Source organism: Novosphingobium sp. KCTC 2891, assembly GCF_025938155.1.
Taxonomy (GTDB): Bacteria; Pseudomonadota; Alphaproteobacteria; order Sphingomonadales; family Sphingomonadaceae; genus Novosphingobium.
Genome location: NZ_JAPCZG010000012.1, coordinates 38,073 through 50,490, shown reverse-complemented (window position 1 = coordinate 50,490; position 12,418 = coordinate 38,073). Strand labels below are relative to the sequence as shown.

General features: G+C 63.1%; 8 protein-coding genes and 1 pseudogene. 4 read left to right on the top strand and 5 right to left on the bottom strand.

The genetic code is table 11. The features are described 5' to 3' along the window. The first annotated feature begins 56 nt into the window (after positions 1 to 56). The 3 genes from OLX02_RS17565 (at position 57) to OLX02_RS17555 (ending at position 4,471) form a co-directional block, all read left to right on the top strand. On the top strand, positions 57 to 743 hold the full coding sequence (locus OLX02_RS17565) for an OmpW/AlkL family protein (RefSeq protein WP_052209043.1): 687 nt from the start codon (positions 57 to 59) through the stop codon (positions 741 to 743). Between the two features lie 243 nt (positions 744 to 986). Continuing rightward, positions 987 to 2,747: an acyl-CoA dehydrogenase C-terminal domain-containing protein gene (locus OLX02_RS17560; RefSeq protein ID WP_040110216.1), complete on the top strand. Its 1,761-nt coding sequence runs from the start codon at positions 987 to 989 to the stop codon at positions 2,745 to 2,747. A gap of 65 nt (positions 2,748 to 2,812) precedes the next feature. Further along, positions 2,813 to 4,471, top strand: a complete 1,659-nt coding sequence (locus OLX02_RS17555; RefSeq protein ID WP_040110217.1) for a long-chain-fatty-acid--CoA ligase — start codon at positions 2,813 to 2,815, stop codon at positions 4,469 to 4,471. Positions 4,472 to 4,476: 5 nt separating this feature from the next. On the opposite strand, the pseudogene OLX02_RS17550 reads toward OLX02_RS17555, so the two are convergent. From OLX02_RS17550 to OLX02_RS17535, 4 genes and pseudogenes are all read right to left on the bottom strand, one after another. Then, a pseudogene (locus tag OLX02_RS17550) lies at positions 4,477 to 4,689 on the bottom strand (IS630 family transposase); the annotation flags it as partial. A 142-nt stretch (positions 4,690 to 4,831) separates the two neighbouring features. Continuing rightward, positions 4,832 to 8,113: an efflux RND transporter permease subunit gene (locus tag OLX02_RS17545; protein ID WP_040110218.1), complete on the bottom strand. Its 3,282-nt coding sequence runs from the start codon at positions 8,111 to 8,113 to the stop codon at positions 4,832 to 4,834. After that, on the bottom strand, positions 8,110 to 9,210 hold the full coding sequence (locus tag OLX02_RS17540) for an efflux RND transporter periplasmic adaptor subunit (protein ID WP_052209044.1): 1,101 nt from the start codon (positions 9,208 to 9,210) through the stop codon (positions 8,110 to 8,112). The genes OLX02_RS17545 and OLX02_RS17540 overlap by 4 nt, the downstream gene beginning before the upstream one ends. Before the next feature lies 1 nt (position 9,211). Then, the gene (locus tag OLX02_RS17535) at positions 9,212 to 9,787 is read right to left on the bottom strand and encodes a TetR/AcrR family transcriptional regulator (RefSeq protein ID WP_052209045.1); all 576 of its coding nucleotides are present in this window, start codon (positions 9,785 to 9,787) and stop codon (positions 9,212 to 9,214) included. A gap of 106 nt (positions 9,788 to 9,893) precedes the next feature. Here OLX02_RS17535 and OLX02_RS17530 point away from each other — a divergent pair, with 106 nt between their 5' ends. Further along, positions 9,894 to 11,297 carry an efflux transporter outer membrane subunit gene (locus tag OLX02_RS17530; RefSeq protein ID WP_040110219.1) on the top strand — a complete coding sequence of 468 codons (1,404 nt, stop codon included), beginning with the start codon at positions 9,894 to 9,896 and terminating at the stop codon, positions 11,295 to 11,297. A gap of 524 nt (positions 11,298 to 11,821) precedes the next feature. Here the strand turns inward: OLX02_RS17530 and OLX02_RS17525 are convergent. Next, positions 11,822 to 12,391 (bottom strand): recombinase family protein, encoded by a 570-nt coding sequence (locus OLX02_RS17525; protein WP_011607925.1) that lies wholly within the window; start codon positions 12,389 to 12,391, stop codon positions 11,822 to 11,824. Positions 12,392 to 12,418 lie beyond the last annotated feature (27 nt).

The following is a 12,418-nucleotide window of genomic DNA, read 5'->3' as shown; positions in this document are numbered from 1 at the left end:
ACAAATTACAGACGACGTCCTGCAGTGGCGGCGCATCACAAGGAGAGGAGAATAACATGACCTTCATTCGTAAGCCTGCGGATCCAACGGCTTTGCCGCTTGCCGGAGCATTGTTCCTACTGAGTGCCGTTCTTGCCACGCCCGCTTCCGCGCAGGACTCGCCGAAACTGAAGCGATGGGCTGTCACTGTGAATGCGACCGAGGTTTTTGTGGATGAGAACGCCCCGAACATCACTCTGGCGGGCGCACCTCTACCCGGCTCTAACGTGCGAATTGGAAACGCGACTACGCCGACTCTGGACGTCGGGTATTTTTTTACGCCGAACATCGCCGCCAATGTGTTTTTGGGGGTGCCCGCACCTGCCGAAATCGACGGCACCGGCAGCATCGGACCGCTCGGGACACTGGCCAAGGTCCATTATGGACCAGTAATCCTTTCGGCTCAGTATCATTTCAATAGCCAGGGCAAGCTTCATCCCTATGTGGGAGTAGGCGTCGGCCGTGTCCTGTTCTTCAACAAGCACGACGGAGCATTGAGCGATTTCAACATCCGCGACAGTTGGGCGCCGACTGGGCAATTGGGCGTTCGGTACGAACTCAATAAATCATGGATGCTGAACGCTGACGTTCGGTATGTTCCATTCTCCACGCACGCGTCAGGTTCGCTAGGTGGAGCGCCCGCGCTGACCCGGCTCGACATCGATCCCATTCTGACGAGCGTTGGGGTTACCCTTCGTTTTTGAATATATATTCGAATACATCGCATGGAAAACTATATGTTGACCCTAATGATGCACCGCCCATTGCGTATCCCGCAGGTCATTCAACATATGACGGAGTAAAATGACGATGGTGGAATTGTTGCCTAGTCGATCTAAGGGGGTTGTCAATGGTCTGGGTGAGGAGGCACAGGCCGTCACCTTTAAGATTTGATTTGTGCTCGCCCCGGCAAGCCCCTGCGAAACTGATCTTCCGAGAATGATACTATGACTATTTATACCGCTCCCGTCGCGGATATCTCCTTCCTGCTGCGGCGGGTGTTCGGCTTCGACGCGATCATGGCCAGCCTACCTGGCTATGAGGAGGTGAATACAGAGCTCGCCGTCACTATTATGGAGGAGGCTGGCAAGTTCGCAACCAGTGTACTGGAGCCGCTGAACCGCCCAGGTGACGAGGAGGGCTGCACGCTCGAAAACGGTGTCGTCACCACCCCCAGCGGCGTTGCTGCCGCTTACCTCGCTTTCGCGGAGGCTGGCTGGTGCTCGCTCTCGGGCGACCCTGCCTATGGTGGCCAGGGTCTGCCGCGGGTGCTACAGATTCTGCTCGACGAGATATTGTCCTCGGCCAACCTGTCCTTCGGACTGTTTCCCGGCCTCACCCGCGGGGCGGCAGAAGCCATCGGCCATCATGCTTCAGCGGAATTGAAGGCAGCCTTCCTGCCGAAGATGATCTCCGGCGAGTGGACTGGCGCCATGGCGCTGACGGAGTCCTCCGCCGGAACCGACCTTGGCTTGCTTTCGACCCGGGCCGTGCCGAACGCTGACGGCTCCTTCGCTATCACCGGCACGAAGATTTTCATTTCCTCCGGCGATCAGGATTTCGGCGGCAACATCGTCCATCTGGTGCTTGCCCGCCTGCCGGACGCGCCCAAGGGCGTGAAAGGCATCAGCCTGTTCCTCGCCCCGAAATTCCTGGTGAATGCCGACGGCAGCCTTGGTGCACGCAATTCCATGAGCGTCGGTGCACTGGAGCGCAAGATGGGCATTCATGCGCAGCCCACCTGTTTGATGAACTATGATGGCGCTACCGGCTGGCTGGTGGGACAGCCGGGCCGCGGACTGAATGCCATGTTCACTATGATGAACGCGGAACGGCTGTTCGTCGGCATCCAGGGCCTCGGCATCGCCGAAGCAGCCAATCAGAAGGCCGTCGCCTATGCCAAGGAGCGCCTGCAGGGCGGCGGCAGCGACGGCACGCCAGGCCCAGTGGCAATTATCGACCATCCCGACGTGCGCAAGATGCTGCTGTCGGGGCGCGCCTTCGCCGAAGGCGCGCGCGCCCTCGCGATATGGACGGCGCTGCAGATGGATATCGCCGACCGCCATACGGATGCCGCAGTGCGAAAGGAGGCTGACCTCCTCGTGGCGCTCATGACGCCGGTGGTAAAGGCCGCCTTCACCGATTTCGGCTTCGAGACCGCGGTGGCCTCCCAGCAGGTGCTGGGGGGGCACGGCTACATCCGCGAATGGGGAATGGAGCAGTATGTGCGCGATGCCCGCATCGCCCAGATCTACGAAGGCACCAATGGCGTTCAGGCCATGGACCTCGTGGGACGCAAGCTCGCCCTCGACGGCGGCACGCTGACCCAACGCTTCTTCGCCCTGATCCGCGCAGAACTCGACGCCGCGCTGCCAACCGCCGGTGAAGGGCTGGTGGCGCCCGTGGCGCAAGCCCTGGCGCGGCTGGAGCGGGTGACGCAGCGCCTCGCCGGGAGTGGCGGTGGAGCGGAACTGGGTGCGGCGGCCACTGACTATCTGCGCCTGTTCGCTCTCGTCTCCTTCGGCTGGATGTGGGTGCGCATGGCCGCCGCCGTGCCGGCCCTGGACGAGGCGACGGCTGTGGAAGTGCGCAAGACCGCCCTTGCCCGCTTCTTCGTAGAGCGCATGCTGCCGCAGACGCTCGGCCTGGAAGCCGCACTCGCCAGCGGCGCGTCCTCGCTCATGGCGCTCGACGCCGACGCCTTTTGAAGATCTGGCCGAGACGACCGACGCCCGGAACCCACGCACAAGCACCAAATAATCGGAGGGAAACAATGCTCGGAACCATGATGGACGTGCCGCTGCTGGTGTCAGGGATACTGAGGCATGCTGAGGCGTATCACGGTGACGCCGAAGTCGTATCCGCCACGATGGAAGGCGGCCTCCACCGCTACACCTACGCGGACCTCGCCCGGCGCAGCCGACAGCTCGCGAGTGCGCTCGCGCGCATGGGTCTGGAGACCGGAGACCGCGTCGGCACGCTGGCGTGGAACGACTATCGGCACATGGAACTGTATTACAGCGTGTCCGGGTCCGGCTTCGTGTGCCACACCATCAACCCACGGCTATTCCGCGAGCAGATAGCCTACATCATCGAGCATGCTGGTGACAGCGTGCTGTTCTTCGACCTCACCTTCCTGCCCGTCATCGAGGAACTGGCGGACCAGTTGAATGGCCTGAAGGCGGTGGTGGCGATGACAGACACAGCGCACATGCCTGAATCCGACATCCTCGCGCAGAAGCTGCCAGACCTGAAGTGCTACGAGACCCTCATCGACGGCGAGCAGGACAGCTTCGACTGGCCAAGCTTCGACGAGAACACTGCCTCCGGCCTGTGCTACACCTCGGGCACCACGGGTGACCCCAAGGGCGTGCTCTATTCCCACCGCTCCAGCGTGCTGCACGCTATGGCCATCACTGCGCCGGATGCGCTGGGGCTCTCTGCCAATGACGTGGTGTGCCCCATCGTCCCCATGTTCCATGTAAATGCATGGGGCCTGCCCTTTGCAGTGCCCATGGTGGGCGCCAAGCTGGTACTGCCCGGCGCGCGGCTCGACGGGGCGAGCCTGTACGCATTGTTCGAGGCGGAGGGCGTCTCGTCCACCGCCGGCGTGCCCACCGTGTGGCTCGGCCTCTTGGATTGGATGGACGGCCACGCCAAAGAGTTTACCTCTCTCAAGCGGGTGATCATCGGCGGGTCGGCGGTACCAGCCATCATGATCAGTCGATTTCACCACAAGGGGGTGGAGGTGCGACAGGCCTGGGGCATGACGGAGACCAGCCCTCTGGGCCTTTCCGCGGCGCTGAAGCCCAAGCACCGTCTCCTGCCCGCAGAGGATCGTTTGGCGCTGGAATGCAAGCAGGGCCGGCCGGTGTTCGGCATGGAGTTCCGTGTGGTCGGCGGCGAAGGGCGCGAGGTGACGCACGATGGCAGGAGCTTCGGCTCGATGCTGGTGCGTGGACCGTGGGTGGCCGCGGCCTATTTCAACGCCGCCGCTGGCTCCGCCCACGAGCAGTATCCAGGCTGGTTCGACACCGGCGACGTGGTGACCATAGACAAGGACGGTTTCATCCAGATTGTCGACCGCACCAAGGACGTTGTGAAATCCGGTGGCGAGTGGATCTCCTCAATCGATCTGGAAAACATCGCCCAAGCTCACCCAGCCATAAAGGAGGCGGCCATCGTCGCCCGGCCGGACACCCGTTGGGGAGAGCGCCCGGTGCTGGTGGCAGTGCTGAAGCCCGGTGCCGAATTTAGCCGTGCCGAAATGCGTGCCCATTACAAGGGCAAGACCTCCAAGTGGTGCGTGCCGGATGATCTTATCATCGTTGACGAACTGCCGCACACCGCCACCGGCAAGCTCTCCAAAAAGGACATCCGGCAAATTGTATTGGAAGACCCTCGTACCTTTTCCTCGGAGTGGCGAACATGAGAACGGATTACTTGCAACGTTTGGTGTCCGCGCCTGACGGCGGCGATGTTTGATCGGAATCGGCTTTCTAGACGAAGGGGTGCGGGTCATAGGTGTTGTTCCGAGATAAAACAGTTGATGGCGTCCTGCAGATCGACGACGGAGTGGAATATGCCGTTTTTCAACCGCCGTCGGGTGAGCTTGGCATAGAAGCGTTCGACAGCATTGAGCCATGAGCAAACGTTAGCAAATCCTATCCCGGTTTCCACCAACCCGGCCGCAGGCCAGTCAGTGTCTCCCTCAATCCGAGCGCTTGGTGGTCAGTTCGTATCAATTGCCGGATTTGCCGGTGACGACGCGCCATCGAAGATCCGGGGCGCTTCATATCCGCAAGAACCTCTCGTAAAGAAGGGGTACGACAAAGATGGTGAGCGCGGTCGAGGCAAGCGTACCGAAGATAAGCGAGATGGCGAGGCCGCCGAACACGGGGTCGGGAAGCATGATGGCCGAGCCCAGCACAATGGCAAGCGTAGTCAGCAGGATCGGGCGCAGGCGCACGGCGCCGGCCATGCGGGCAGCCTCCGCGAGAGGCATGCCATGCTTCTGGTTGTCCTGAATGAAGTCGATAATGAGCAGCGAGTTACGGATCACCACGCCGGAGAGTGCGATGATGCCGACGATCGAGGTCGCGGAGAAGTCGGTACCCAGCAGCCAGTGCCCCGGAAAGATACCAATGATCCCGAGTGGCACAGCGGACATCGCGATCAGCGGAATGAGGAACGACTTGTAATAGGCGACGAGCAGGAAATAGACTGCGGTCAGCGCAGCGCCGAGCGCCATCAGCATGTCGCGGTAGATATCGAGCGTCATGCGCATTTCACCATTCCAAAGAAGTTGGTAGCCGTTGATGATATCAGGCGCGGCCTCGCTGAGGCTGAGATTACCGATGGCGAGTGGCTGGCCGTCGGGCGCGTGCATCCTGGACAAGCGGCGGTTAAGATCGAGCACGGCATAGACCGGCACGCTGTGCGAGAGTTCTCCCCCGATGAAGATCACGCGCTCATTGTCCTTACGCTGGATCGGCTTGTCGGCCTCGGTCGGAGTGCGTCGGACGAGTTCGGCCAACGGAATCTGACGTCCCTCCCGACCGGTCACATAGAGACCCTCGAGTTGGGACGGCGCAGGCTGCTCTGCTCGCGGCACATAGGCCCGGATCGGAACGGGATTGCGCTCAGGATCGATATGCGCGCGCCCGACTACCTGACCATCGTAGACGAGGCCCAGGACATTAGCGATATCCGCGGCCGATACGCCGGAAAGTGCCGCTTTTTCACGGTCTGGCACGAAGCGCCATTGCGCCACGTCGGTGGGCTCGCTGTTTGAGATATCGACCATGTCGTAGGTCTTGGCAAACTCGGCTTCGACCTGTTTAGCCAGTCGACGCAGGCCTACCAGATCCTCGCCGTGTAACTCCGCCAATACCGTGGCGCGCACAGGCGGCCCCGGCGGATCTTCGACCAGCCTCACCTGGGCGCCCGGATAACGGGCACGGATGGCATCGACCTTCGTGCGCAACTCGCGAACAAGCATGATCGAACTTTCCGAACGATGTTGCTTGTCCACAAGGTTGACGCGGATTTCGGCGACATTCTCGCCCGTTCGAAGCGAGCTGCCCTGCATCAGCCCATTGAAATCCGGGACGCCGGCCTGTCCGATCCAGTTCTGATAGTTCGTCACCAGCGGATCAGCGGCAAGAAGTCCGTCGATCTCATGGACCATCCTGGCCGTGTTTTCGACCGGGCTGGCTTCGACCATGGTGATGACGATGTTGAAGGTGTTCTTGTTGTCCTTGGGCAGAAAGCCCATGGCGACGCCGAGCGGGGGCACTGGCCCGCCCACGCCGGATGGGCGGATGAACTGCCAACCGCCTTGCGCCGCCGATAGGAGCAGAGCGAGGATTGCACCGATCATCAGGGCCCGGCGCGCGCTCGAACGCTCCTGCAACGGCTTGATCAGCCAGAGATAGACGTCCCGCAACTTGTCGGGCTTGCGCTCCTCATGGGTGTTTGCCTCTGATTCTGCCTCGCTTCCATCATCCAATATGCCGCCGGTCGGAGCCGGTCGCTTGACCCAGCGGTTCGCCGCCCATGGGGTGACGATATAGGCGACGACGATGGAGGCGAGCATCGCGATCGGGACATTGTAGGCGATGGGGTAGAAATAATCGCCAGCCATGCCGGTCACGAGCAGCAGCGCCGCGAACACCAGCATCACGGCAAAGGTCGCGAGATTGGTGGCGCCGCCGATTTCGTTGGTGGCGAGGACGGTCACGTCCTCCTTCGCGGCCGTAGAGTGGCCATGATAATGGCGGTGGATGTTCTCGATGACGACGATCGACGCATCGACCAGCAAGCCCAGCGCCAGGATCAGCGCGAACAGAGTGATGCGGTTGATCGTCACCCCGCCAAGCAGATCGGCGCCAAGGGTGATCGAGAAGATGACGGGCACCGTCACCGAAACGATCAGCGCCTCGCGCCAGCCGAGGAACAGCAGCATGATGAAGCTGACGGTGATGAGCGCGATCGCCAGATGCTCCATCAGCCCGTCGACGGCCTCGTCGGCTTTCTGGCCGTCGTCCCGGGTGGTGACGACATGGACCGCGCGGGGGATGAAGCTCGCCTGCATCCGTTCGACTCGGTTGGCCACGGCTTCGGACACGGTGACGGCATTCTCACCCTTTTTCTTCGCCACGGCGATGGTGACCGCGGGCATTTCGCCTTCGCCCAGCTTGGCGCGAGGGTCGCCAGCCGCGAAGGCGAAGCGGCTGAGATGCATGATCTCGTCGCGCGGGCCGTCCGACACCGTGGCGACATCGCCGATCTTGATCGTGCGGCCGTTGCGCACGCCGATCACCAAGTCACGAACCGCTGCCGCCGATCCCAGTTCGCCGGCATAGCGTAGTCGTTCGAGTTTGCCCGCCTCCACCGGTCCCGACAGGTTAAGGCCTACATCGGAGGCGGCCAACGCTCCACGCGCTTCGGCGAGCGATATCGAGAAGGCTTGGAGCCGGACCGGATCGAAGGCGACATCAATCTCGCGGTTGCGGCCACCATAGACGGACACCACCGAGACGCCTGGCGTGCTCCGAAGCCGTTCGGCCACCGAATCCGCCAGTCGCTTGAGCCCGTAATCGTCATAGGTGGGGGAAGCGAGCGTCACGGTGACGATGGGCACGTCGTCGGCGTCGACGGCCTGGATCAACGGGATACCCGCGTCCGCTGGAAGCCGGCCACGGTTGGCGATCACCCGGTTGTAAAGCTTGACCAGCGAATCTTCGGGCGGCTGGCCGACCTTGAACTGGACCTGCACCATGCCGACGCCGGGCTGGGCCACGCCATAGCTGTGATCGACGCCGGTCATTTCGCTGAGCACGCCTTCGAGTGGAGCGACCACCAGCCGGTCCACCTCCTCGGCAGTCGCGCCAGGCAGCGCCACTGTCACCATCGCGCCCGGTACCACGATTTGGGGATTTTCCTCGCGCGGGGTCAGCGCTACGGCCAGCGTTCCCAGCAGCAGCGAGGCGAGCAGGAAGACGATGGTCAGCTTGGAAGTGATGAACGTCTTTGCGAGGCGGCCCGCGAGATTGAGCGGGGCTTCTGTCATCGCGCCGCTCCGTCGGCAAGGCGCGCGCCGTCTCGGACAGTCGGGTCGACGCGGGCCAGGATGCGCTCGCCTGTCGAGAGGCCGGAGGTCACGACGACACGATCACCAACAGGGTCGCCCAGCCGCACCCATCGGAAGGTGACGCGCTGGTCCTTGCCGACCACGAACACGCCGGTCAGCCCGCCGCGATCGGCGACCGCGGCGGCAGGGACGGAAACAGCGCTTCCGCTATTGCCCTGGTCGCCCACCGAAGGAAGCCGGACACGTCCGAACATGCCTGGCATGATCCCGCTATCGGCGGGAAGGACGACCTCAACTGTATAGCGCCGCGTCGCGGGATCGGCCGAGGGGACGACGCCCCGGACCCGGCCGGTCACGGGGCGATCCTCTCGCCCGTCGAGCAGCACCGGAACCGTCGAGCCGGGCGCGAATAGCCCGAGGCTCGCCTGGGGAGCGGCAAAGCGGAACAATAGTCGACCCCGGCTTTCCACGGTCACCAGCGGCGAACCGGGCATCACCATGTCGCCGTCGTGAATCTGCCGGGAGACGACGACACCGTCGATCGGGCTGACGATGGAGGTATAGCTGCGATCCGCTTGCGCTGTGGCGAGCGCCGCCTGTGCTTGGGCGACTCCGGCCACCGCCGCGTCGTTGCGGAGCTGCTCCTTGCGATAGGCATCCGTTGCGAGGGCCCCGCTCTGGGCGAGTGGTGCATCGCGCGCGACGTCGCCACGTGCGTCATGCTGCTCGGCGAGAGCCGCATCCAGCCCGGCGCGTGCGCGGCGAACCGCGGCCTCGGCTTGCCGGGCGTCTATGGTCGCCAGGATCTGTCCGCGCCTGACAGGCTGGCCATCGTAGAGACCTGCCGCACGGATCGTACCCGAAGCGCGAGCGACGAGTTGTGCCCGGTCATCGGCTTCGACGGTGCCGCTTGCCGTGGCGCCGTCCATCGATGCCGCCGGAGAAGCGGTCGTCACCGGAAGATCGACCGCCGGAGGTTCCGCCGATTGCGACGCTTCGTGTCCGCTGCCGCAACCTGCGAGCAGCAATGGGAGTGACAGGGCAAGCGCCTTCATCGGCGGGAAATCGCGGCCCATGTCAGGCCTCCACCGTCGCGGGTTGGATCAGGGCTAGGAACCGCGCCACCACCCGATCCACTGTGTCGGCTGTCTCGCTTTCTCCGGTCAGCCCGGGCGCTAGAGGCAGAACCAGTACTTGCCCCAGGGCGAAGCCGACTAGCGACAGCGCGACTTCCCTGGCGGGCACGTCCAACCTGCCTTTCCGCACTGCCGCGACGATGGAATGAAACGGCTTTTGGAGCACTGTGCGCGAAAGGGCGGCGATGCGGGCTTCGTCCCCGTCCAGCAATTCCCGATAAAGCAGACGGGCGAAGATCCGGTCGGTCATGAGCATCTGGACGAACCATCGAACGAAGGCTTCGATCTGGTTCGAGGGATGCCGGGCCAGCCACGCATCCAGCTCCTGGGCGCGGGCCTCGAACACCGAGGCAAGCGTGGCCTCGATCAGGTCGGCCTTGTCCCGGAAATGGTAATAGAGGTTGGCCTGCGTCACGCCGACCAGCTTGGCGATGTCCCGCATCGACACGGCCTTATAGCCGCGCTCCGCGAACAGGCGGGCGGCTGTGTCGAGCAGTTGGGATCGCATATCGGACATCAGAAAAGCTCACTTGTTGAACGACCGTTAAGTGCGCTAGTAAGCGATTCGCCGATGGCTGTCCAGCGGGCTTGTGCCGAGGCGATCCGAACCGGAGATTCTGCCAATGCGTGTGCTTCCTCTTGTCCCGCCGCTCCTGCTGATACCGATGCTCGGTGGATGCATGATGGGGCCGAATTTCCATGGGGCACCGCCGCCGCCGGCTTCGATGAGCAAGACCTTCGTGCGCGCCGATCAGGCCGCGATGCCGGTACCGCCGCAATTGACGCCATGGTGGCGGACCTTGAACGACCCGCTTCTCGATCAGCTGATCACACGCGCGCTGTCTTCGAACCCGTCCATCGAGGTGGCCGAAGCGCGCGTCCGACAGGCGCGATCCCAGATGCGCGGCGCGCGCGCGGCCCTGGCGCCGGTTGTCGGCGCCGGGGCCGGTGCGGGGAATATCCAGGCACCGGGGTTGGTGACGGGCGGAGAGGCCAAATCCTCGTCGCTGTTCCTCGCGGGGTTCGACGCGCTGTGGGAGATTGATCTCTTCGGCGGCGCGCGACGGAACATCGAGGCGACGCGCGCGCAATTCGGCGCGGCGCAAGCCGATGCGGACGATACGCGTCTCACTCTGACTGCAGAGATCGCGCGCCAATATATCGCGCTGCGCGCAAGCCGGCAGCGTCTGGAGATTGCCCGCTATTTGCTCACCAACCAGCAGAAGATCGCCGATCTCACCGCGCAGCTCGAAGGGGCGGGCAAGGTGTCGCGTATCGAGCGCGAGCAGACCGACCGCGGCGTGGAGGCCAGGCGACAGACGGTTGCTGCCCTGGAAGCGGAAGTGAACGATCACAAGGACGCGATCGCCGTGCTGGCGGGAGAGGCACCGGGTGCGCTCGACACCATGCTCGATGGGCCCGGCACGGTTCCGCTTCCTCCGGTCGAGGTGGCGGTAGGCGATCCTGCGGCCATGCTTGCACGGCGTCCCGACATCAGGGCAGCCGCGCAACGTCTTCACGCCGCAAACGCCGGTATCGGCGTGGCGGAAGCTGCCCGGATGCCCAGGGTCAGCCTTGCCGGCGTAGTCGGTCTTGGCGGCGCGCTGAAGGGCGATATCACGAGTGCGGACAATCTCTGGTCGGTCGCGGGCCCGACGATCCAGTGGAATCTGGCCGACTTCGGGCGCGGGCGGGCAGGTGTGGATCAGGCTGTCGCCGGTCGCGATGAGGCTGCAGCAGGGTATCGCGCCACGGTGCTCGCCGCCCTCCAGGATGCGGAGGGCTCGCTCAACCGGTTCGGCGAAGCCCGCAAGATGTTTGCGATGCAGGCGCGCAATGGCCTATCAGCCGTTCACAGCAATGACCTTGTCCAGCAATCCTGGCGCGTGGGGCGATCTTCCGCGCTCGTGGCTCTGGCCGCCGAAAATGAGCAATTGGCGGCAGAAGATCTCCTGGTCCAGGCTCGCATGGCTCTGACAACGCAGTTTGTTGCGCTCCAAAAGGCGTTGGCGATGGGGGTGAACTGATAACCGTCGAGTCTGGGAGATGATAACGGATTGTATATCATCTTCTCTGGCGGCTGCATGTTACATGGTATTTGATGCGGGTGATCTCGTGTTCGTCGGCTTTTGCATCGTAAGAGCGGTGTCTCACACCCACCTTGTGCGTGTGGGGGTGAGTGCTGTGGCGCGTCGCCATGGGTTGGATCCGTCGCAGATTTGCGCCTGGCGCAAGAACTTGCATCGGCAGTTGGTGGACCACAGATTGGCGCCGTTAGCGGCAGAGCCGGTCTCCGAAACGTTTGTGCCAGCACTGATCGAACCGACCGTTCCACCGGCACCTGCCGCTTCTCCAACTCCGGCGCGACGCGGCAAGCGGCGACGGCCATGGAACTGGAGATCGACGGCGTTGCGGTGAAGATCGCGAGTGGCGCCGATGCTGGAATGATTGCGGCCGTGATCGAAGCGGAGGGCATAGCGTGGAAAGTACGCTAAACAACGCTAAGCGAGAACGCATGGCGAACGCTCGATGCGAACGGACGGGCGCTTAATCAGGCGGGCCGTTCGATTCCCATCCTACGCATTTCGCGATAAATGGTCGATCGGCCGATGCCGAGTTGCCGCGCTGCTTCGGTAGGCGAGATACGAGCTTCGACCAGCTTGATGGCCGCATCCACTTTGGACATGTCCAGCGGCTGACGGCCAGGCTGTTTGCCCTTAGCACGGGCGGCGGCAATACCATCTCTGGTTCGCTCAGAAATCAGCCGTCGCTCAAAATGGGCGATGGCCCCAAACACATGGAAGATGAGCTCGCCGGCAGCTGACGAAGTGTCGATCTTTTCTTCAAGGCTCAGGAGCGCGATGCCCTGACCGCGTAGCGTCTCAACCGTGGTGAGAAGTTCGGCAAGCGAGCGCCCAAGCCGATCGAGGCGGACCACCGCCAGCGTGTCACCCTTGCGGGCATAGGCGATTAGCTCAGCCAGACCGGGCCGTTCCATGCTCTTACCTGAAATGACATCGGTGAAGATTTTGATGGCGCCAGCCTTCTCCAGACGCATGGTCTGGCCCGCAACGTCCTGATCGCCGGTGCTGACGCGGGCATAGCCCAGAATATCACCCATGCCGCACGTCTCCCAAACGGTCGTTCT